Genomic DNA, 20,260 nt, shown 5'->3' on the forward strand with positions numbered 1-20,260 from the left:
CAACACGGTGTCAGGCGTCGGCCACGTCCTCCTCGGTCACAGCGAGTGCTTGATCGATCCGTTCGCGGGCGCCCGCGAGCTGTCGTTCACAGGTCTTCGCGAGGGCCTCGCCGCGCTCCCACAGCGCCAGCGACTCCTCCAGCGACAGACCGCCCTGCTCCAGCCGCTTCACGACTTCGACCAGCTCATCGCGGGCCTGCTCGTAGCCAATCTCGTCGGTCAAGACGACAACTTCCCCAATCGGTTCTGGACGTGCACCACGACGGTGGCCACCGCCTGGTCGTAGCCGACGAACGCCTCGGCGAACTCCGCTCCGTCACCTTCGCGCACGGCGTCGTCGATGCGGTGCTCGGCCTCCACGACCCGCCGGCGGTGCACCGAGCCGTGCGACAGCCACCAGCGCACGCCCGCGTAGGACGAGGTCGCCTCGGACAGGTCGTGCAGGCGGCTGATCAGCGTCTGCCCGCCCGACGTGCAGCCCGCGACCAGCGACAGCCAGCAGTCGGCCGCCGCGCGGTCCGCGGCCTCGGCGCGGTCGCGCACGGTGCGCGCGCCCTCGTCGTCCGCGTCGCCGGCGGCGGACATCGTCAAGGGCAGGAACGTGGGCTCACGTGCCGGGTTGGGCACCACCGCCTCCTTCCTCCGTGACGACCGCGTGCACGGCCCCGTCTGCGACCCGGACCCTGAGGTGGGCACCCGCCGGGGCGTCCGCGACCGACCGGACCACACCGTCCACCCCGTCGGGCGTGACGAGCTGCACCACGGCGTACCCACGCGCCAGCGTGGCGGCAGGTCCGAGGGTCGTCAAGCGGGCGGTGGTGGCGATCAGGGCGGTTGTTTCTGAATCGAGTCGGTTCCGCACCGCGCGGCGGCCCCGCTCGCGCCACTGCTCCACGTCCTGCGCACGCCGGTCCAGAGGGCCGTGCGGGTCCGAAAGCGCAGGTCGGGTGCGTAGTGCGGCCAGCAGTTTGCGCTCGCGGTCCACCCACCCGTGCAGGGCGCGGCGGCTGCGGTCGCGCAGTTGCCGGACCCGCTCCGTTTCCTCCGCCACATCGGGCACGACGCGCTTGCCGGCGTCGGTCGGGGTGGAGCAGCGGACGTCGGCCACGTGGTCCACCAGCGGGGTGTCCGGCTCGTGCCCGATCGCCGACAGCACCGGCGTGCGCGCCTGGGACACCGCCCGGCACAGCGCCTCGTCGGAGAACGGCAGCAGGTCCTCCACGCTGCCGCCGCCGCGCGCCAGGACGATGACGTCCACCTCGGGGTCGCGGTCCAGCTTGGCCAGCGCGGTCAGGATCTCCGGCACCGCGGTCGCGCCCTGCACGGCCACGTTGACCACCCGGAACCGGGCGGCGGGCCAGCGGGCGCGGGCGTTGGTCAGCACGTCCCGCTCGGCGGCCGACGCCCGGCCGGTGATCAGGCCGATCTTGTTCGGCAGGAACGGCGGCCGGCGCTTGCGGCGCGGGTCGAACAGCCCCTCGGCGGCGAGCAGCTTCTTCAGCCGCTCGATGCGCGCCAGCAACTCGCCGATGCCGACCTGGCGGATCTCGTCGACGCGCAGGCTCAGCGTGCCGCGGTTGGGGAAGTAGTTGGGCTTGCCGTGCACGACGACCCGGCTGCCCTCGACCAGTTGCAGCTCGCGGACCATGCCGACGGGCGCGGTGAGCGTCATCGACATGTCGACCGACGGGTCGCGCAGGGTCAGGAACGCCGTCGCGGTGCCCGGACGGGCGGACAGCTGCGTGACCTGGCCCTCGACCCACACGTCACCCAGGCGGTTGATCCAGTCGAAGATCTTGCGCGCGACCGTGCGGACCGGCCAGGGGTTCTCCGGGGTGGACTTCTCGTCGGTCACTGCTGCGCTTCGGTGCTCTGCGCGTCGAGGTTGGCGATGCGGCGGGTGAGCATGCCGGTGAACTCGGGGCGGCCCGCGTGGGTGCGCTCGTGGTCGAGCAGTTGCCGCAGGTCCTCGACGGACAGCGTCTTCAGGCGGGCGCGCAGCTGCGGCAGCGTCAGCTCGTCGTAGTTGGGCAGCGCGGCGGGCGGTTCGGCGGCCAGCGCCCGCTCCTCGGCCTCCCACGGGTCGTGCGCGGGCTCGTCGGCCGGCTCGTCCTCCGGCTCGTCGGGCTCCTCGTCCTCGTCGAAGGTGGCCCACTCGGGCTCGTCCTCGACCGGCCGCAGCACGGCCAGCGCGTCGTCGCCCTTGATTGCGAGTTCCGTCACCGTCTGCTGGACCCGCATGGACAGCTGCAACGCCTCGCTGACCACGGTCACCGGCAGCCCCGCGAGCTGCTGCGGGAGCTTGCGGGCCTGCTCGACGGCGGTGACCGCCAGTCCCGCGGCGAGGCGGACCGGCAGCGGCAGTGGCTTCATGGCCTCTAGCCTGCCGCAGTCTCCCTGAGGATGCCTAGCTCCGACGCGCCCGTACCCTGGTGGCATGGACAAGCGAGTGCTCCTGGCCAAGCCGCGCGGCTACTGCGCAGGCGTGGACCGCGCGGTCGTCACCGTCGAGAAGGCGCTGGAGCAGTACGGCGCGCCGGTGTACGTGCGCAAGGAGATCGTCCACAACAAGCACGTCGTGGAGACCCTGTCGCAGCGGGGCGCGATCTTCGTCAACGAGACCGACGAGGTCCCCGAGGGCGCGCTCGTGGTGTTCTCCGCGCACGGCGTGTCGCCCGCGGTGCACTCCGAGGCGGCCGAGCGGGGCCTGCGCACGATCGACGCCACCTGCCCGCTGGTGACCAAGGTCCACAACGAGGCCAAGCGGTTCGCGCGGGAGGACTACGACATCCTGCTGATCGGCCACGAGGGCCACGAGGAGGTCGAGGGCACGTCCGGTGAGGCGCCCGACCACATCCAGCTCGTGGACACGGCCGAGGACGTCGACAAGGTCACCGTGCGCGACCCGTCCAAGGTGGTGTGGCTGTCGCAGACCACGCTGTCGGTGGACGAGACGATGGTGCGCGTTCGGCAGCTCAAGGAGCGCTTCCCCGACCTGCAGGAACCGCCGTCGGACGACATCTGCTACGCCACGTCCAACCGCCAGACCGCGGTGAAGACGATGGCCCCGCAGTGCGAGCTGGTGCTGGTCGTGGGCTCGAAGAACTCGTCCAACTCGGTGCGCCTGGTCGAGGTGGCGTTGCAGGCGGGCGCGAAGGCGTCCTACCTGGTCGACTACGCCTCCGAGGTGGACCCGGCGTGGCTGGAGGGCGTGACCACGGTCGGTGTGACCAGCGGCGCGTCCGTGCCGGACATCCTGGTGATGGAGCTGCTGGAGTTCCTGGCCGGCCACGGCTACGGCGAGGTCGAGGAGATCACGACGGCGAACGAGAAGATCGCCTTCGCCCTGCCCCGCGAACTCCGCAAGGACATGGTCCGCTAGCCGGGCCTCAAGTCGGGCGGCTCCGCCCCGGCCGGCCACCCGCCGTGCCGGGGCGGTCGTCGTTGGCGGGAGCGGTCAGTCGTCGGCGCGCGGGCGGGGCTTGCGCTGTGCCGGGCGGTCGCCCTTGGCGGGGTCGCGGGGGCGGCGCGGGCGGTCGGCGGCGGGGCGGCCCTCGCCGGCCGGGCGGGGGCGCTTCGGGCGCGGCTCGTCCGAGGGCGCGGCGGCGGGCTTCTTGCGGCGCGGGCGGTCCTCGTCGGAGGCGGGGGCGGCGGGCTCGCGGCGCTTGGGGCGGTCCTCGGCGGGGTCGCGGCGCTTCAGCTCGCGCTTCTCCTCCTTGGTCAGGCGGTTCGGGTCCTTCTGCGTGGACACGCGCAGGATGCCGATCAGCACCGTGCACAGGGTCGTGACCGCCATCGCCGGGAACCCGTCGATCAGCGGCTTGCCCAGCCCCAGCCCGATCGCCGCCAACCCGCCCGACGGCACGCCCGACGTGAGCACCACGATCAGCGGCACCACGATCGCGAGCACCAGCGGCGGCTGCACGACCGGCCCGAACATCGACCGCCGCTCCACGAACACCACCGCGCCCACCGCGCCCACGAAGAACGTGATGGCGAACACCCAGCCCACGGTCTTCTCCGTGGACGTCACGTCGATGTAGGTCCCGACGATGGCCAGCACGAACGTGATGAGCACCGCCGCCCACCAGGGCAGACCCCGGAAGGAGCCGAAGAGGGCGCGGTCGTTCCAGCGGACGGCGTCCAGCTCCTCGTCCTCCGGCTCGCGCGTTGCAGCGGTCACGCCAACTCCTCGTTCGGCTCGCAGTGCCAACACACTCTATTACGCCTCCCGGGCCTCCAAGGGTGCACTGACGCCCTCTTCAGACCGCCGGACGACCGCCACCGGCTTGGGGCTCGACGACGCGGCCGTCAACGGTTCCACCGCCGCCCGGAACCCCTCCAACGCGTCCAACTCGCGCCGCCGCGCCGACAGGAACCGCTGCAAGTGGGTGCTGGACAGGTTCACCGCGTCGATCGCCGCGTCCGCCGCCCGGTGCGCGGACGACGCCTGCGCCCGCACCTGCTCCACGTCGTCGGCCAGCGCCCGGTCGGTCACCGCGAACAGCGCCGCCGAGGCGATGACCGCGAACCCGGTCGGCCCGCACAGGAACACCCGCCGGTCCAGCAGCCAGCGCAGCAGCTCGGGGTCGGTGTCCAGGGCCGCCACCACGGCGCCGTCGTTGGGCACGAACATGACCGTCCCGTAGATCGCGTCCGCCCACCGCTGGTAGCCCTTGCCGGCCAGCTCCGCCGCCCGCGCCCGGATGTTGCGCACGTGCACGCGCAGCGCGTCGGCCCGCTCGGACGGGTCGTCGGTCTCCACCGCCTCCGCCCACGTGGCCATGCTCATCTTCGCGTCCACCGGCACCTGCCGGCCGCCGCCGACCTCCAGCACCAGGTCCGGGCGCACCGCGCCGCCGCCGGCGACGTCCACCTGGAGCCGGAAGTGCACGCCCTCGCGCAGCCCCAGCGCCCGCGCCGTCTCCACCAGCACGCGTTCGCCCAGCTCACCGCGCCCGCTCACGGAGGAGAACGCCACCTCGTAGCGCTGGAGCGCCAGGTAGGTCGCGTCACCCCGCTCCCGTTCCTTCTGCACGGCGGCCAGCGCGGCGTCCGTGCGCCGGATGCCGTCCTGGTAGAGCCGCCACACGAACACGAGCGCACCGGCGAGCAGGAGCGCGACGACCACCGCCGCCGTCGTGAGGACCGCTGTCATGGCTCCGATCATCGCGCACGTCGACCCGATCACACGTTCGAGCGACACGCCGAGTCGGTTGTCGGGGCCGGCCGGCGCTCGCCCCTAGCGTGGCGGCCCATGAGGTTGCTCCACACGTCCGACTGGCACGTGGGTCGGACGTTCCACGGCCGCGACCTGCTCGCCGAGCAGGAAGCCGTGCTGGGCGGGCTGGCCGACCTCGTGTCCGACGAGCGGGTGGACGTCGTGCTGGTCTCCGGCGACCTGTTCGACCGGGCCGTGCCCAACGCCGAGGCGATCGCCGTGTGCACGCGCGTGCTGGAACGCCTCCGCGCGGCCGGCGCCCAGGTCGTCGTCACCCCCGGCAACCACGACTCCGCGGCGCGGCTGGGCCTGTTCGGCGGGTTCGCCGCGGCGGGTGGGCTGCACCTGCGCACGCGCGTCGCCGACCTGCACGAGCCGGTGCTGTTCGGTGACGCGGACGGCCCGGTCGCCGTGTACGGCATCCCGTTCCTGGAGCCGGAGACCGCGCGGCACGCGCTGGGCGTCGAGGGCAAGGGACACGAGGCGGTGCTGACCGAGGCGATGCGCCGGGTCCGCGCGGACCTCGCCGGACGTCCGGGCGCCCGGTCGGTGGTGCTCGCGCACGCGTTCGTGACCGGCGGCGAGCCGTGCGAGTCGGAGCGGACCATCGCGGTCGGCGGCGTGCAGGACGTGCCGGCCGGGGTGTTCGCCGGAGTGGACTACGTGGCCCTGGGGCACCTGCACGGGCAGCAGACCCTCGCCGACGGCCTGCGCTACTCGGGCAGCCCGATGGCGTACTCGTTCTCGGAGTCGCAGCAGGTCAAGTCGGTGTGGCTGGTCGAGGTGGACGGGTCGGGGCTCGCCGGCGCGGAGCGGCGGACGCTGCCCGTGCCGCGGCGGCTCTCGACGTTGACCGGTGCGATCGAGGACCTGTTGGTCGACCCGGGGCACACCGCCGCGGAGGACCACTTCGTGTCCGCGGTGCTGACCGACGCCGTGCGCCCGCTGGACTCGTTGCGCCGGTTGCGGGCCCGGTTCCCGCACGCGGTGCACGTGGAGTGGCGGCCCGAGGGCGGGCGGACCGGTGAGCTGCGGTTCGCCGAGCGGATCCGGGGGCGCAGCGACGAGGAGATCGGGTGCTGCTTCCTGGAGGACGTGCGCGGTGAGCCGCCCAACGAGCGGGAGCTGTCGTTGCTGCGGGAGGCGATCGCCGCGGCGGCGCGCGAGGAGGCGTCGTGAAGCTGCACCGGCTGGAGGTGACCGCGTTCGGCCCGTACGCGGGTCGGGAGGAGGTCGACTTCGACCTGCTCGGCGCGGACGGCCTGTTCCTCCTGCACGGTGACACCGGCGCGGGCAAGACGACGTTGCTGGACGCGGTCGCGTTCGCGCTGTTCGGCCGGGTGCCGGGGGCGCGCAACGAGGCGAAGCGGCTGCGCTGCGACTACGCCGACCGGGACGCGGTCACCGAGGTCGCGCTGGAGCTGACCGTGCGCGGGCGGCGGTTCCGGGTGGTGCGCAGCCCCGAGTACGACCGGCCGAAGAAGCGCGGCGACGGGTTCACCCGGCAGAACGCGAAGGCGTCGCTGACCTGGATCAGCGGCTGGGACGGCGAGGGCCACAGCCGCGTGGACGAGGTCGCGCGCGAGGTGGAGAGCCTGCTCGGGATGACCGCCGAGCAGTTCTTCCAGGTGGTGCTGCTGCCGCAGGGCGAGTTCGCGAAGTTCCTGCGCGCCGACACCGCCGAGCGCGAGAAGCTGCTGGAGCGGCTGTTCGGGACCGAGCGGTTCGTGGACGTGGAGCGCTGGTTCCGGGACCGGCGGGTGGAGCGCGGGCGTGAGCTGGAGCGGCTGCGGCTGGCCAGTCGGGACCTGGTGCAGCGGGTGGCGGAGGTCGCGCGGGAGGACGTGCCGGAGGACGGCGGCGACCCCGAGTGGCTCAGCTCGCTGGTGAAGCGGCTGGCGGAGGCGGAGCGCGAGGCTTCGGCGCGGGCCGCGGAGACGGCCGCCGCGCGGTCGGCGGCCGAGGCGGCGTGGCGGCGGGCGGACGAGCTGGCGGCACGGGTGTCGCGGGTGCGCGGCGCGCGGGACGCGTTGGCGCGGTGCGCGGAGATCGAGCCGCACCGGGTGGCGTGGGTGCGCGAGCGGGACGCGGCGCGACGGGCGTCGGTCGTGGTGCCGGCGCGGGACGCGGTGGCGCGGCTGGAACGGGCCCTGGCGTCGGCGGAGGCGCAGGAGGTGGCCGCTGCTCGCGCGCTCCTGGACCTGGGCTACGCCGGCCCTGGCGGGCTCGGCGCGGGCGGGGCTGGCTCTGGCAGGCTCGGCGCGGGCGGGCTCGGCGCAGGCGGGGCGGGCGCGGGCGGGCTCGCCGCTGGTGGCGTTGGCGCGGGCGGGGCTGGCTCTGGCGGGCTCGGCGCGGGCGGGCTGGGCGCGGGCGGGGCTGGCTCTGGCGGGCTGAGCGCGGGCCGGCTTGGCGCAGGCGGGGCGGGCGCGAGCGGGCTCGGCACTGGTGGCGTTGGCGCGGGCGGCGCTGGCGCGGGCGGCGCTGGTGGCGTGGGCGCTGGGGGCGTTGGCGCTGGTGGGGTGCGGCCTCCGGCCCCCGGTTCCATTGTCTCATCGGGTACCGACAAAGTCGGTGCGGCGGAGTTGCGGGCGGAGGGTGAGCGGTTCCGGGAGGAGGCCGGGGGGCTCACGCGGTTGGCCGAGGAGGCGCAGCGGCAGCGGGAGGATCGGCGGCGGCTCGTCGAGTTGGAGAAGCGGGCGGAGACCGCCGGTCGGCGGTTGGCGAAGCTCGTCGCCGCGTTGGCCGAGGTGCCCGACCGGCTCGCCGTCGCGCGGGTCGAGGTCGAGGAGGCCGCGCTGGCCGCCGCCCGGCTCGACGCGGTGACCGCGAAAGCGTTGGCGGCGCAGGAGATCCCCGTCGCCGAACGGGCCCTGCTCACGGCCGACGACGCCCGCCGGGTCGCCGTGGACGCCCACCAGAAGGCGCGGGACGTCCTGCTCCAGGTCCGCAAGCAGCGCCTGGACGGCATGGCCGTCGAACTCGCCGCCGCCCTGCGCGCCGGCCGCGCGTGCCCGGTGTGCGGCTCGAAGGAGCACCCGACGCCCGCCGCGCCGATGCTCAACGCCGTCACCGGGGCCGACGAGGACCGGGCCGCCGACACCGAGCAGGTCGCCGCCGACCGCCGGGCCGCGGCCGAGAAGGCGTCCCAGGAAGCGGAGAACCGGCTGGCGGCGCTGCGCGAGGTCGTCGGCGACCAGGACCCGGACGCGCTCGTCGCCGAGCACCGGACCGTCAAATCCCTTGCCGCGCGACGTGACCAGCGCGTCGCCGCGCTGTCGGAGCTGGAGCGCGAGATCGAGTCCGCCACCGCCGACCGGACCGCCCTGGAACGCGAGGTCGCCGAGCTGACCACCCGGCACGTCGAGCTGTCCGAGACCGTCCGGGAACGCGCCGACCGCCTGGACGCGGCGCGCGGCGACTTCCCCGACGTCACCGCCCGGCGCGCCCACCTGCTCGACCTGGCCGACGCCCTGGCCACCCTCGCCGAGCGTCGCACCGCCGTCGCCGAGTGCGCGGAACGCCTGGCCGAGCAGCGCGTGGAGGTGTCGCGGCTGGCCGCCGAGGCCGGGTTCGCCGACGTCGCCGACGCCGTGGCCGCGGTGCGCCCGGACGACGCGGTCGAGGCCCTGGAGACCAGGATCCGCAAGGTCGAGGACGCCCGGGTGACCGCCGAGGCGGTGCTGGTCGAGCTGGCAGACGTGGACCCGGACACCGAGGTGGACCTGGCCGGCGCGGAGTCCGCGTTCCGCGCGGCGACCGCCGAGGCCGAACGGGCCGCCTCCGCCCTGGCCGCCGCCCGGCGCGACGCCCGGCGCGCCGAGGCGCTGGCCGAGCGGCTGGCCGCCGCCCGGGTCGAGCTGGAGCCGGTCGAGGCGGAGTACGAGGAGCTGTCCGCGCTGACCGACGTGATCAACGGCCAGGGGCAGAACGCCAAGAAGATGACCCTGCGCACGTACGTCCTGGCGGCGCGGCTGGAAGAGGTGGCGGTGGCCGCCAGCGCCCGCCTGGAACGCATGAGCCAGGGCCGCTACCGGTTCGTGCACTCGGTCGAGGCCGGCCCGCGCGGCACCCGGGGCGGCCTGGGCCTGGACGTGCTGGACGACTACTCCGGCCGCCAGCGCCCGACCAAGACCCTGTCCGGCGGCGAGTCGTTCCTGGCGTCCCTGGCGCTGGCGCTGGGCCTGTCGGACGTGGTGGCGGCCGGGGCGGTGCTGGACACCCTGTTCATCGACGAGGGCTTCGGCACGCTGGACGCGGACACCCTCGAACTGGTGATGACGATCCTGGACGAGCTGCGCGCGGGCGGTCGCGTGGTAGGCCTGGTGTCGCACGTGGAGGAGCTGCGGCAACGCATCCCGACCCGGCTGCGGGTGCGGAAGGCGCGCGGCGGTTCGTCGCTGGAGGTGGTGGCGTGAGCGGGTTCCGATCGGCGTTCCCGATGCTGGTGTGCGACGACCTGCCCCGGTCGCTGGAGTTCTACCGGGACGCCCTGGGCTTCACCCCGGACTACCGGTTCCCCGAGGAGGGCGACCCGGTGTTCGTGGCGGTGTCCCTGCCGGACGGCTCCCGGCTCGGGTTGGGGCAGGTGGCCTCGGACGGGCTGGGGGTCCACGGCCGGCTCCAGCGGCCCACCTCGGGCCACCGGTTCGAGCTGTGCGTCTACCACGACGACGTGGACGCGGTGGTGGCGGAACTGGCGGGGCTCGGCCACCCGGTGCTGCTGGAGCCGTCGGACACGCCCTGGGGTGAGCGGGTCGCCTTCATCGCCGACCCGGACGGCAACCCGGTCATGATCACCCAGGAAGCCGCCCGCTGACGGTCAGGTGTCCGGATATCGGACATTGACGTTCCGCTGTCAACGGTCAACGGGGTGTTACCGGCCGAACGGATGTAGTGATCATCCGGCCACCCTCCCTAGTTTCCGAGTCGTGCCCCCGGCATCCCTGCGCCGGGCACGGAGAGGAAATGATGAAGGTTCGTACCCTGTTCACCGCCTTCGCGGTTGCGATCGGGGCGGCGTTCGCGGCGGCGGGTGGGGCGGCGGCGGCCCCGTCCGACGAAGGCGAGCTGACCCCGTACATCGTCGGCGGTGGGAACGCCACGCAGGTCTACTCGTTCATGGTGTCCCTGCAGAGCACCACGGGCAGCCACTTCTGCGGTGGCTCGCTCATCAAGGCGAACTGGGTCGTGACGGCGAAGCACTGCGTCCAGGGCCGGTCCGCCTCGTCCATCCGGGCCCGCATCGGCACGACGAACCGCACCAGTGGCGGCTCGGTCGCGTCGGGCGCCCAGATCGTCACCCACCCGAGCTACGACATCGCGCTCGTGCGCCTGGCCACCAGCGTGAGCCAGACGCCGATCACCGTGGCGTCCACCTCGGGCGCGGTCGGCACCGCCACCCGGATCATCGGCTGGGGCCAGACCTGCGCCCCGCGTGGTTGCGGCGGCGCGCCGGTCACGCTGCAGGAGCTGAACACCTCGATCGTGTCCGACAGCAGCTGCTACGGCATCTACGGCAGCTACGAGATCTGCACGAACAACCCCAACGGCAACTCGGGCGCCTGCTACGGCGACTCGGGCGGCCCGCAGATCAAGTCGGTGAACGGCACGTGGCAGCTCATCGGCGCCACCAGCCGCGCGGGCAACAACAGCTCCACCTGCGCGACCGGTCCGTCGATCTACATGGACGTCCCGGCGTTCCGCACCTGGATCAGCCAGTACGCGGGTGCCGTGTAGTCCGTCAGGCACGCACCGGAAGGGCCGTCCCGCCACGCGCGGGGCGGCCCTTCCCGTTTCGTTACAACCGCGTGGCAACCCACGGGCACCGGGTGGCGTCTCCAGGGCAAGTACCGCAACGAACCTGGGGGTGCGCGATGCGCAAGGCAGCACTGGTGGGAATCGCTTTCCTGGCGACGGTGACGACGGCGTGCGGGACCGGTCAACCGACCGCGGCCCCGTCCACATCGGACCAGTCGTCGGTCGTGGCGTCGCCGTCGTCCTCGACGTTGTCCTCGCCGGCGGCTGCCCCGTCGTCCCCGGTCGCGTCGTCGACCGTCTCGGAGACGCCGACCCCGCAGCCCGCGCCGCCGCCCCCGCCGGTCACCGTCGAGGGCACGCCGTGCGACATCACCGAGGGCGCGTGCATCCGGCTGTCCACGAACGAGTCGTGGCTGATCAGCGGCGGCAAGGTGGAGTACGGGCCGGTCCCGATCACCTCCGGTCGCCCCGGCTACGAGACCCCGGTCGGGTACTTCCCGGTGCTCCACAAGGTGAAGGACGAGGTCAGCCGCCCCTACAACAACGCGCCGATGCCGTACTCGACCTACTTCACCGACTACGGCATCGCGTTCCACCAGGGCAGCCTGACCGAGGAGTCGCACGGCTGCATCCACCTGTCCATGGAGGCCGCCATCAAGTACTTCAACAGCCTCCACTCGGGTGAACAGGTGCAGGTCGTCGCCTGACGGGTTGAACCGGCCCTCACGCGGGGTAGCCGAGTGGGTGAGGGAGTGATTCGCCATGAGGAAGCTCGGCACCTTGGCTGCCGCGCTGGCACTGACGTTCACGACAGGCCTCGCGGCACCCGCCAACGCTTCGACCGGCACGCCCTGCGACATCCAGGACGGTGCGTGCCTGAAGCTGTCCACCAACCAGGCGTGGCTGATCTACCGGGGCAACCTGAGCTACGGACCCGTTCCGGTGACCCACGGCCGCCCGGGGTACGAGACACCGGTCGGCACGTTCTCCGTGCTGCGCAAGGTGAAGAACGACTGGAGCGTCCCTTACAACGCGCCGATGCCGAACTCGGTGTACTTCACCCAATCGGGGATCGCGTTCCACGAGGGCAGCCTGACGGAGCTGTCCCACGGCTGCGTGCACCTCTCACCCGAGGCCGCGCTGACGTTCTTCGACAACCTGTTCGTGGGTGAGCAGGTCCAGGTCGTGCCCTGATCAAGTCGTGCCCTGATCAACCCGCGTTGCTGGAGTGCCCCGGGAACAGGTGGGCGTCGGGGTTGAGGACGACGGCGATGTTGTTGACCGCCGTGGCCGCCTCCCCGAAGCCGGTGGCGATCAGCTTCACCTTCCCGGGGTACTGCGCGACGTCGCCCGCCGCGTAGACCCGGTCCCGGGCGGTGCGCATCGTGGTGTCCACGACGATCGCCCGGTGGTCCAGCTCGACGCCCCACGACTCGATGGGGCCGAGGTCGGCGGTGAAGCCGAGCGCGGCCACGACGGTCTGCGCGGGCAGCACCTTGCGGTCGCCGCCCTTGAGACCCAGTTCGACCTCTGCCACGTGGTCGTCGCCGCGCAGTTCGAGCACCTCCGCGTCGGTGATGATCTCGACGCCGAGGTCGCGGACCTGCCGCACGGTCGGCGGGTGGGCGCGGAAGGTCGACCGGCGGTGCACCAGCGTGACGCTGTTCGCGATGGGGTGCAGGGCCAGCGCCCAGTCGAACGCCGAGTCGCCGCCGCCGACCACCACGACGTCCTGTCCGGTGTGGACGTTCAGCGTCGGCACGAAGTGCACGACGCCCTTGTCCAGCCACCCGTCGCCGGCCGGCAGGGGACGCGGCTTGAACTCGCCGATGCCGGCCGTGATCAGCACCGCGCCGGCCCGGACGACGCCGCCGTCGGCCAGCCCGACCACCAGCCGGTCGTCCACAGTGGACAGGGTGCGGGCCTGCCGGCCGAGCAGGTAGGTCGGCTTCCACTGGTCGGCCTGCGCGACCAGGGCGGTGACCAGCTCGCGCCCGCGCACGGCGGGGAACCCGGCCACGTCGAAGATCATCTTCTCGGGGTACATCGCGGTGATCTGGCCGCCCGCCTCCGGCAGGGAGTCGACCAGCGCGACGGACAGGTCTCGGAAACCCGCGTAGTAGGCGGCGAAGAGCCCCGTGGGGCCGGCTCCGACGATGAGCAGGTCGACCTCAAGCTCCATGACTCGACCATAGGTGTTCAGGCCCACTCTGCCTACCTTTCTCGGGCCAAGCAAGGAAAGGCAGTCCAAACTCGGTGTCATGGCTGAACAGGAGTACCGCGTCGAGCACGACACCATGGGCGAGGTCCGGGTGCCCGCGGATGCGCTGTGGCGGGCGCAGACGCAGCGCGCCGTGGAGAACTTCCCGATCTCCGGCCGGGGCCTGGAACGGGCGCAGATCCGGGCGCTGGGCCTGCTCAAGGCCGCCGCCGCGCGGGTGAACGAGCGGCTGGGCGTGCTGCCCGCCGACGTGGCGCGGGCGATCGCGTCGGCCGCCGACGAGGTCGCCGGAGGCGCGCACGACGCCCACTTCCCGGTCGACGTCTTCCAGACCGGGTCCGGGACGTCGTCGAACATGAACGCCAACGAGGTCATCGCGACCCTGGCGACCCGCGCGCTGGGCCGGGACGTGCACCCGAACGACCACGTCAACGCGTCGCAGTCGTCCAACGACACGTTCCCGACGACCCTGCGCGTGGCCGCGACGGAGGCGGTGGCGAAGGACGTCATCCCGGCCCTGGAGCACCTCGCGGAGACTCTGGAGGCCAAGGCCGCGGAGTGGTCGGGCCTGGTGAAGTCCGGCCGGACGCACCTGATGGACGCCGTGCCGGTGACCCTGGGCCAGGAGGCCGGCGCGTGGGCGGCGCAGGTCCGCTACGGCGTCGAACGGCTCACCGCGAGCCTGCCCCGGTTGGCGGAGCTGCCCATCGGCGGCACGGCCGTCGGCAGCGGCCTGAACGCGCCCGAGGGATTCGGCGCGGCGGTGTCGGCGGAACTGGCGGCGGTGACGGGCCTGCCCCTGACCGAGGCGCGCGACCACTTCGAGGCGCAGGCGACCCAGGACGGCGTCGTGGAGGCGTCGGGCCAGCTGCGCGCGACCGCCGTGGGCCTGTTCAAGATCGCCAACGACCTGCGCTGGCTGGGTTCGGGACCCCGAACCGGGCTGGGCGAGCTGGCGCTGCCGGACCTCCAGCCGGGTTCGTCGATCATGCCCGGCAAGGTGAACCCGGTGGTCCCGGAGGCGACGATGATGGTCGTCGCCCAGGTCATCGGCAACGACGCGGCGGTGGCGTTCGCGGGCGCGCAGGGCAACTTCCAGCTCAACGTGATGCTCCCGGTCATCGCCCGCAACGTCCTGGAGTCGGCCCGCCTGCTCGCCGCCGCGGCCCGCCTGCTGGCGGACAAGGTCCTGGTGGGGACGGAACCGCAGGCGGACCGGATGCGCGAGTACGCGGAGTCGTCCCCGTCCATCGTGACCCCGCTCAACCGCTACCTGGGGTACGAGGAGGCGGCGTCGATCGCCAAGCAGTCGTTGAAGGAGCGCAAGACCATCCGCGAGGTGGTGCTGGAGCGCGGCCACGTGCCGGCGAAGCTGACCGAGGCCCAGCTGGACGAGGCCCTGGACGTCCTCCGCATGGCCAACGGCGGCTGACCCACGCGCATCGGGAGGGCGCCCCCCGGGCCCGCCCTCCCGATCCCCGCTCTCAGCGCTCCCTCAGCGCCGCATGGCCTCGATGTCGGTGCTCGCCGGCAGACTTGAAGTCGGGGGCTGCTCAGCCAGGCCCGCCCCCGCCAAGGGCTGCTCAACCGCCCCGGCCCCGGCCAAGGGCTGCTCAACCGGCTGCGGGCCGGCCGCGGCTTCCGCCCCGCCGCGCCGCAGCCCGATCACGCACCCGGCCGCCACCGCCAGCGCCCCCACCAGCCCCACCGCGGTCAGCGCCTGCGCGCCCAGCACCACCGACGCCACCAGCCCCGCCACCGGCATCAACCCGATCAGCACCCCGGCCCGGTCCGCGCTCAGCTGCGCCACCGCGAAGTACCACAGCCCGAACGCCACGGCCGTCACCACCACCGCCAGCACCACCAGCGCCACGCCCTCGCGCGCCGTCGGCACCTGCCACCCGCCGACGAACGTCCCCAGCACCGCGCCCGCGCCCGCCGCCAGGAAGCAGCACCAGGTGGCCACCGCCACCCCGCCCATCCGCCGCACCACACCCACCGCGAACAGCGTGAACGCCGCCTCCCCCAGCATCGTCAGCACCGCCAGCACCAACCCGGGCCCGCGCCACGACCCACCGCCGGACAGCACCACCACACCGCCCACCACGAACACCGCGCCCACGACCGCCCCGAGCGCCGGCCGCCGCCCCGACAGCAACGGCGCCACCAGCGCCAACACCAGCGGACTCGCGCCCAGCACCGCCGCCACGAACCCCGGCTCGGCGTACCGCTGCGCGTAGAGCACGCACGCGTTGAACCCGAGCATCCCCAGCCCGACCAGCGCGCCCAGCGCCGGCCAGTCCCGCCCGCGCGGCACCGGCAGCCGACCACCCCGCGCCAACGTCCACGCCAGCAGCACGACCCCGCCCAGCGCGTACCGCATCGCCTGCCCGGACAGCAGCGGGTACCCCTGGAGCATCCCGGTCACCGGCACCGACGCCCCCACGATCACCGAACTCAACACCCCGGACGCGACGCCGGCCCTCACACGGTTCATGTCGGCAACCTTCACCGACGAGTGGTCCACGTTTAAGCTCCACTTCGATGGCCACCAACTGGACCACTTTCCGCGAGTTGCTCCTCCCCGGCGGGCTCACCGGCCGCCGGGCCGTTGAGTCCGAGCTGCGCCGCGCCGTGCGCGACGGCCGGCTCAAGCCGGGCACCCGCCTGCCGTCCAGCCGCGACCTGGCCGACCAGCTCGGCGTCGCCCGCGGCACGGTCACCTCGGCGTACACCCAGCTCGTCGGCGAGGGCTACCTGGAGGCCAAGCGCGGCTCGGGCACGACCGTCACCGCCGCCTGCGACTGGCCCAACAGCTTCCCCGCCACCCCCGAGCACCCGCCGCCGTGGCGCTACGACCTGCGTCCCGGCGTGCCGGCGCTCAGCGCGTTCCCGCGCGACGAGTGGCTCCAGGCCAACCGGACCGCGTTGAACGCCCTCACCGCCGACGACCTCGGCTACCCCGACCCGGCCGGCTTCGCGCCGCTGCGCGAGGAGCTCGCCGACTACCTCGGCCGCGTCCGCGCCGTCGCCGCGCACCCGTCGGACGTCGTGGTCGTGAACGGTGCGGCGCAGGGCATCTCGCTGCTGGGCCGCGTGCTGCGCGCCGCCGGGCACACCAGCGTCGCCATCGAGGAGCCCAGCCACTTCGGCGCGGCCGACATGCTCCGCTCGCACGGCCTGAGCCTGCACCCGATCCCGGTGGACGACAAGGGCATCCGCGTCTCCGAGCTGTCCAGAGTGGACACCCGCGCGGTCCTGGTGACCGCCGCGCACCAGTTCCCGCTCGGCGTCGTCCTGCACCCCGACCGCCGCCGCGCCCTGCTCGACTGGGCCCGCGAGCGCGACGCCGTCGTCATCGAGGACGACTACGACGCCGAACACCGCTACGACCGCCCGGCGACCGGCGCGATGCAGGCGCTGGACCCGGCGCACGTCGCCTACCAGGGCAGCACCAGCAAGGTGCTCGCGCCGGCGCTGCGGCTGGGCTGGCTGGTCCTGCCGCCCGCGCTGCGCGCGGCCGTCGTCGAGCGCAAGCGCCTGGACGACCTGGGCTGCGGCACCCTCCACCAGGCCGCGTTCGCGCAGCTCCTGCGCACCGGCGGCTACGACCGCCACCTCCGCCGCACCCGCCAGCTCTACCGGGCCCGCCGCGACGCGCTGCTGGACGAGCTGGCCCGCGTCCGGCCCGACTGGACCCCCATCGGCGTCGCGGCCGGCCTGCACGTCGTCCTCCGCCTGCCCGACGGCGCCGACGACACGGCGCTGTCCCGCCGCCTGGCCGACGCGGGCATCAACGCGCCGCCGTTGTCGGCTTACGCGCGGGTGCCGACGTTCCCGGGCCTGGTCCTGGGGTACGCGGCCCTCACGCCGGACCGGCTGCGCCGGGCCGTGCAGGAGATGTGCGCGATCCCCTAGCCGGCTCCAACCGGCTTTTGTCGTACCCCCGGTGCACCATGGTCAACGTGCTGTTCGCTGAGGTAGTCGAGACGTCCGCCGCCGTGGCGGCCACGCGGTCGCGCCTGGCCAAGGTCGCCGCCCTGGCCGAGCTGCTGCGGCGGACGACCACGCCCGCGGTCGTGTCGTTCCTGGTCGGCGTGCCCAGCCAGGGGCGCATCGGGGCCGGCTACCGCACGGTGCTCGACGTGTCCCCGCCGCCCGCGGCGGAGCCCGGGCTGACCGTGGCGGAGGTGGACGCGGCGCTGGGGGCGTACGCGGCGATCTCGGGCAAGGGGTCGGCGCAGCGGCGGCTGGAGGCGTTGACCTCGCTGTTCGGGCGCGCGACGGCCGAGGAGCAGGACTTCCTGCGCCGGCTGCTGACCGGTGAGCTGCGGCAGGGCGCGTTGGAGGGCGTGATGCTCGACGCGATCGCGCGGGCGGCCGGCGCGCCGGGCGAGGACGTGCGGCGGGCGTTCATGCTGTCGGGGAGCATGCCGGACACCGCTGTCGCGGCGCTGGCGGGCACGTTGGGCGACTTCCGGTTGGAGCTGGGGCGTCCGGTGCGGCCGATGCTGGCGTCGCCCGCGGAGTCGCTGCCCTCGGCGTTGGCCGAGCTGGGGGCGTGCGTGGTGGAGCACAAGCTGGACGGGGCACGCATCCAGGTCCACCGGTCGGGTGACGAGGTGCGGGTCTTCACCCGGACGTTGCGGGAGATCACCCGGACGGTGCCGGAGCTGGTGGCGCTGGTGCGGGGGCTGCCGTGCACCTCGGTGGTGCTGGACGGCGAGACGCTGGCGTTGAACGACGACGGCAAGCCGCGGCCGTTCCAGGAGACGATGAGCCGGTTCGGGGCGCAGGACGAGCGGGAGTTGCTGCTGAGCCCGTTCTTCTTCGACTGCCTGCACCTGGACGGGGCGGACCTGCTGGACGCGCCGCTGTCCGAGCGGCTGGCGGCGCTGCGCCGGGTGGCGGGGGCGCACGTGATCCCGGGGGTCGAGTCGCCGTCGGCGGAGCAGGCGGAGGCGGTGCTGGCCAACGCGCTGTCCGCCGGGCACGAGGGCGTGGTGGTGAAAGGGCTGGAGTCGGTGTACGCGGCGGGCAGGCGGGGCCGGTCGTGGCAGAAGGTGAAGCCGGTGCACACGCTCGACCTGGTCGTCCTCGGGGTCGAGTGGGGCAGCGGGCGGCGGCGCGGCCTGCTGTCGAACCTGCACCTGGGCGCGCGCGACCCGGACGGCGGGCCGCCGATCATGGTGGGCAAGACGTTCAAGGGGCTGACCGACGAACTGCTGGCGTGGCAGACGCGCGAGCTGATGGCGCTGGCGACGGACAAGACCGACTGGGTGGTCACCGTGCGGCCGGAACTGGTGATCGAGATCGAGCTGGACGGCGTCCAGGTCAGCCCGCGGTACCCGGGCGGCGTCGCGCTGCGCTTCGCGCGGGTCCTGCGCTACCGGCCGGACAAGGACGCGGCGGAGGCGGACACGATCGACGCGGTCCGAGCCCTGCTGCCGAAGCCCGCGACACCACCCGACCTGCCCACCTGAGCCGGTGGAGCGCGGTGCGGCGCTTGGAGGATCGCACAACCGAAGTGTCGTCCCGCCCCCTGTGATTGGGAGGTCCCGACCAAGGGCACAACCGCCTCCGGACGGGTAGTGTCAAGGTCTCGTGCGATTCATCGAAGGGCATGCGCCCAGCTACGACCTGACGTACGACGACGTCTTCCTGGTCCCCAGCCGCTCGGCCGTCGAGTCGCGGTTCGGCGTGGACCTTTCGACCTCCGACGGCACCGGGGCCACGATCCCGATCGTCGTCGCCAACATGACCGCCGTGGCCGGCCGCCGGATGGCCGAGACGGTGGCCCGGCGGGGCGGGCTGGTGGTGCTGCCGCAGGACGTCGCCCCCGACGCCGTCGCCGAGATCGTGTCCTGGGTGAAGGAGCGGCACCCCGTGTGGGACACGCCGCTCACGCTCGCGCCCGGCGACTCGGTGGCCGACGCCCTCAACCTGATCCACAAGCGCGCCCACAACGCGGTCGTCGTGGTGGACGAGGACGGCCGGCCGCTGGGCGTCGTGGACGAGGCCGCGTGCACCGGCGTGGACCGCTTCACCCGCCTGCACGACGTCGCCGACCGCCGCGTGGTGTCCCTCGCCCTGGACACGCCGCCGCGGGACGTGTTCGACCGGCTCGGGGACGACCCGCACCGGGTCGCGCTCGGCGTGGACGGCGACGGACGCCTCCGCGGCATCATGACCGGGCTCGGGGCGTTGCGCGCCGAGGTCTACACGCCGGCCGTGGACGCCGAGGGCCGGTTGCGGGTCGCCGCCGCGATCGGGGTCAACGGTGATGTGCGGGCCAAGGCGGAAGCCCTGCTCAAGGCCGGTGTGGACACGCTGGTCGTGGACACCGCGCACGGGCACCAGGAGAAGATGATCTCCGCGCTCAAGGCCGTCCGCGACACCTCGCCGACCGTGCCCGTGGTCGCCGGCAACGTCGTGACCGCCGAGGGCGTGCGCGACCTCGTGGAGGCCGGCGCGGACGTGGTCAAGGTCGGTGTCGGGCCGGGCGCGATGTGCACCACGCGGATGATGACCGGCGTCGGCCGGCCGCAGTTCTCCGCCGTCGCCGAGTGCGCGGCGCAGGCGCGGGCGCTGGGCAAGCACGTCTGGGCGGACGGCGGTGTGCGGCACCCGCGCGACGTCGCCCTCGCCCTGGCCGCCGGCGCGAGCGCGGCGATGGTCGGGTCGTGGTTCGCGGGCACCTACGAGTCCCCCGGCGACCTGCACCGCGACGAGCAGGGCCGGCTCTACAAGGAGTCGTTCGGCATGGCGTCCAAGCGGGCCGTCAGCGCGCGGACCCGCACCGACAACGCGTTCGAGCGGGCCAAGAAGGGCCTGTTCGAGGAGGGCATCTCGACGTCGCGGATGCGGCTGGACCCGACCCGACCCGGCGTCGAGGACCTGCTGGACTCGATCACGGCGGGCGTGCGGTCGGCGTGCACCTACGCGGGCGCGTCGACGGTGGAGGAGTTCCACGAGCGCGCGACGCTGGGCATCCAGTCCGCCGCCGGGTTCGCGGAGGGCCGCCCGCTGCCCGCCGGCTGGTGAGACCGGCGGCGGTTCGC

Annotated in this window: 19 protein-coding genes; 11 read left to right on the forward strand and 8 right to left on the reverse strand. The window is 73.7% G+C overall.

What is annotated here, in order from left to right:
* Positions 1-10: 10 nt before the first annotated feature.
* Genes ABD126_RS05605 through ABD126_RS05620 form a run of 4 tightly spaced genes read right to left on the reverse strand, consistent with a single transcriptional unit; the run spans position 11 to position 2,373 of the window.
* Positions 11-223: an exodeoxyribonuclease VII small subunit gene (locus tag ABD126_RS05605; protein WP_121223068.1), complete on the reverse strand. Its 213-nt coding sequence runs from the start codon at positions 221-223 to the stop codon at positions 11-13.
* Positions 220-627: a sugar ABC transporter substrate-binding protein gene (locus tag ABD126_RS05610; RefSeq protein WP_343932545.1), complete on the reverse strand. Its 408-nt coding sequence runs from the start codon at positions 625-627 to the stop codon at positions 220-222. Before ABD126_RS05610 ends, ABD126_RS05605 begins: the two co-directional genes overlap by 4 nt.
* Complete coding sequence (gene xseA, locus ABD126_RS05615; protein ID WP_343932546.1) at positions 608-1,855, reverse strand: exodeoxyribonuclease VII large subunit; 1,248 nt, start codon at positions 1,853-1,855, stop codon at positions 608-610. The genes ABD126_RS05610 and xseA overlap by 20 nt, the downstream gene beginning before the upstream one ends.
* Positions 1,852-2,373: a lipid droplet-associated protein gene (locus ABD126_RS05620; protein ID WP_343932547.1), complete on the reverse strand. Its 522-nt coding sequence runs from the start codon at positions 2,371-2,373 to the stop codon at positions 1,852-1,854. The genes xseA and ABD126_RS05620 overlap by 4 nt, the downstream gene beginning before the upstream one ends.
* Positions 2,374-2,437: 64 nt before the next feature.
* Between ABD126_RS05620 and ABD126_RS05625 the strand changes: the two genes are divergently transcribed.
* On the forward strand, positions 2,438-3,382 hold the full coding sequence (locus ABD126_RS05625) for a 4-hydroxy-3-methylbut-2-enyl diphosphate reductase (protein WP_343932548.1): 945 nt from the start codon (positions 2,438-2,440) through the stop codon (positions 3,380-3,382).
* A 75-nt stretch (positions 3,383-3,457) separates the two neighbouring features.
* On the opposite strand, the gene ABD126_RS05630 is transcribed toward ABD126_RS05625, so the two are convergent.
* Both ABD126_RS05630 and ABD126_RS05635 read right to left on the reverse strand, forming a co-directional pair.
* Complete coding sequence (locus tag ABD126_RS05630) at positions 3,458-4,183, reverse strand: DUF6542 domain-containing protein (protein WP_343932549.1); 726 nt, start codon at positions 4,181-4,183, stop codon at positions 3,458-3,460.
* 39 nt (positions 4,184-4,222) lie between these two features.
* On the reverse strand, positions 4,223-5,158 hold the full coding sequence (locus ABD126_RS05635; protein WP_343932550.1) for a DNA recombination protein RmuC: 936 nt from the start codon (positions 5,156-5,158) through the stop codon (positions 4,223-4,225).
* A 99-nt stretch (positions 5,159-5,257) separates the two neighbouring features.
* Here ABD126_RS05635 and ABD126_RS05640 point away from each other — a divergent pair, with 99 nt between their 5' ends.
* The 6 genes from ABD126_RS05640 to ABD126_RS05665 all read left to right on the forward strand — a co-directional run bounded on the left by ABD126_RS05640 (position 5,258) and on the right by ABD126_RS05665 (position 12,172).
* On the forward strand, positions 5,258-6,400 hold the full coding sequence (locus tag ABD126_RS05640) for a metallophosphoesterase family protein (protein ID WP_343932551.1): 1,143 nt from the start codon (positions 5,258-5,260) through the stop codon (positions 6,398-6,400).
* Positions 6,397-9,636, forward strand: a complete 3,240-nt coding sequence (locus tag ABD126_RS05645) for an AAA family ATPase (protein ID WP_343932552.1) — start codon at positions 6,397-6,399, stop codon at positions 9,634-9,636. The genes ABD126_RS05640 and ABD126_RS05645 overlap by 4 nt, the downstream gene beginning before the upstream one ends.
* The gene (locus ABD126_RS05650) at positions 9,633-10,037 is read left to right on the forward strand and encodes a VOC family protein (RefSeq protein ID WP_343932553.1); all 405 of its coding nucleotides are present in this window, start codon (positions 9,633-9,635) and stop codon (positions 10,035-10,037) included. The genes ABD126_RS05645 and ABD126_RS05650 overlap by 4 nt, the downstream gene beginning before the upstream one ends.
* A 152-nt stretch (positions 10,038-10,189) precedes the next feature.
* Complete coding sequence (locus ABD126_RS05655; protein ID WP_343932957.1) at positions 10,190-10,957, forward strand: S1 family peptidase; 768 nt, start codon at positions 10,190-10,192, stop codon at positions 10,955-10,957.
* A gap of 137 nt (positions 10,958-11,094) precedes the next feature.
* Positions 11,095-11,685, forward strand: a complete 591-nt coding sequence (locus ABD126_RS05660) for a L,D-transpeptidase (RefSeq protein ID WP_343932554.1) — start codon at positions 11,095-11,097, stop codon at positions 11,683-11,685.
* 55 nt (positions 11,686-11,740) lie between these two features.
* Positions 11,741-12,172: a L,D-transpeptidase gene (locus ABD126_RS05665; RefSeq protein WP_343932555.1), complete on the forward strand. Its 432-nt coding sequence runs from the start codon at positions 11,741-11,743 to the stop codon at positions 12,170-12,172.
* Positions 12,173-12,188: 16 nt separating this feature from the next.
* On the opposite strand, the gene ABD126_RS05670 is transcribed toward ABD126_RS05665, so the two are convergent.
* Positions 12,189-13,160, reverse strand: a complete 972-nt coding sequence (locus ABD126_RS05670; protein WP_343932556.1) for an NAD(P)/FAD-dependent oxidoreductase — start codon at positions 13,158-13,160, stop codon at positions 12,189-12,191.
* A gap of 79 nt (positions 13,161-13,239) precedes the next feature.
* Between ABD126_RS05670 and ABD126_RS05675 the strand changes: the two genes are divergently transcribed.
* On the forward strand, positions 13,240-14,631 hold the full coding sequence (locus tag ABD126_RS05675; protein WP_343932557.1) for a class II fumarate hydratase: 1,392 nt from the start codon (positions 13,240-13,242) through the stop codon (positions 14,629-14,631).
* Positions 14,632-14,694: 63 nt separating this feature from the next.
* Here the strand turns inward: ABD126_RS05675 and ABD126_RS05680 are convergent, their stop codons facing one another.
* The gene (locus ABD126_RS05680; protein ID WP_343932558.1) at positions 14,695-15,696 is read right to left on the reverse strand and encodes a DMT family transporter; all 1,002 of its coding nucleotides are present in this window, start codon (positions 15,694-15,696) and stop codon (positions 14,695-14,697) included.
* 47 nt (positions 15,697-15,743) lie between these two features.
* Here ABD126_RS05680 and pdxR point away from each other — a divergent pair, with 47 nt between their 5' ends.
* The 3 genes from pdxR (at position 15,744) to ABD126_RS05695 (ending at position 20,243) form a co-directional block, all read left to right on the forward strand.
* Positions 15,744-17,117 carry a MocR-like pyridoxine biosynthesis transcription factor PdxR gene (pdxR, locus tag ABD126_RS05685; RefSeq protein ID WP_343932559.1) on the forward strand — a complete coding sequence of 458 codons (1,374 nt, stop codon included), beginning with the start codon at positions 15,744-15,746 and terminating at the stop codon, positions 17,115-17,117.
* Positions 17,118-17,164: 47 nt separating this feature from the next.
* Complete coding sequence (locus tag ABD126_RS05690; protein ID WP_343932560.1) at positions 17,165-18,682, forward strand: ATP-dependent DNA ligase; 1,518 nt, start codon at positions 17,165-17,167, stop codon at positions 18,680-18,682.
* A 121-nt stretch (positions 18,683-18,803) separates the two neighbouring features.
* Positions 18,804-20,243 carry a GuaB1 family IMP dehydrogenase-related protein gene (locus ABD126_RS05695; protein WP_343932561.1) on the forward strand — a complete coding sequence of 480 codons (1,440 nt, stop codon included), beginning with the start codon at positions 18,804-18,806 and terminating at the stop codon, positions 20,241-20,243.
* Positions 20,244-20,260 lie beyond the last annotated feature (17 nt).

The organism is Saccharothrix mutabilis subsp. mutabilis (assembly GCF_039521145.1).
Classification (GTDB): Bacteria; Actinomycetota; Actinomycetes; order Mycobacteriales; family Pseudonocardiaceae; genus Actinosynnema; species Actinosynnema mutabilis.

Bases quoted from the DNA above. Each gene is read 5' to 3' on its own strand.
- ABD126_RS05660 (WP_343932554.1), top strand. From the start codon at position 11,095: ATGCGCAAGGCAGCACTGGTGGGAATCGCTTTCCTGGCGACGGTGACG.
- ABD126_RS05635 (WP_343932550.1), bottom strand. From the start codon at position 5,158: ATGACAGCGGTCCTCACGACGGCGGCGGTGGTCGTCGCGCTCCTGCTC.
- ABD126_RS05655 (WP_343932957.1), top strand. From the start codon at position 10,190: ATGAAGGTTCGTACCCTGTTCACCGCCTTCGCGGTTGCGATCGGGGCG.
- ABD126_RS05625 (WP_343932548.1), top strand. From the start codon at position 2,438: ATGGACAAGCGAGTGCTCCTGGCCAAGCCGCGCGGCTACTGCGCAGGC.
- pdxR (WP_343932559.1), top strand. From the start codon at position 15,744: ATGGCCACCAACTGGACCACTTTCCGCGAGTTGCTCCTCCCCGGCGGG.
- ABD126_RS05665 (WP_343932555.1), top strand. From the start codon at position 11,741: ATGAGGAAGCTCGGCACCTTGGCTGCCGCGCTGGCACTGACGTTCACG.
- ABD126_RS05620 (WP_343932547.1), bottom strand. From the start codon at position 2,373: ATGAAGCCACTGCCGCTGCCGGTCCGCCTCGCCGCGGGACTGGCGGTC.
- ABD126_RS05675 (WP_343932557.1), top strand. From the start codon at position 13,240: ATGGCTGAACAGGAGTACCGCGTCGAGCACGACACCATGGGCGAGGTC.
- ABD126_RS05640 (WP_343932551.1), top strand. From the start codon at position 5,258: ATGAGGTTGCTCCACACGTCCGACTGGCACGTGGGTCGGACGTTCCAC.
- ABD126_RS05670 (WP_343932556.1), bottom strand. From the start codon at position 13,160: ATGGAGCTTGAGGTCGACCTGCTCATCGTCGGAGCCGGCCCCACGGGG.
- ABD126_RS05680 (WP_343932558.1), bottom strand. From the start codon at position 15,696: ATGAACCGTGTGAGGGCCGGCGTCGCGTCCGGGGTGTTGAGTTCGGTG.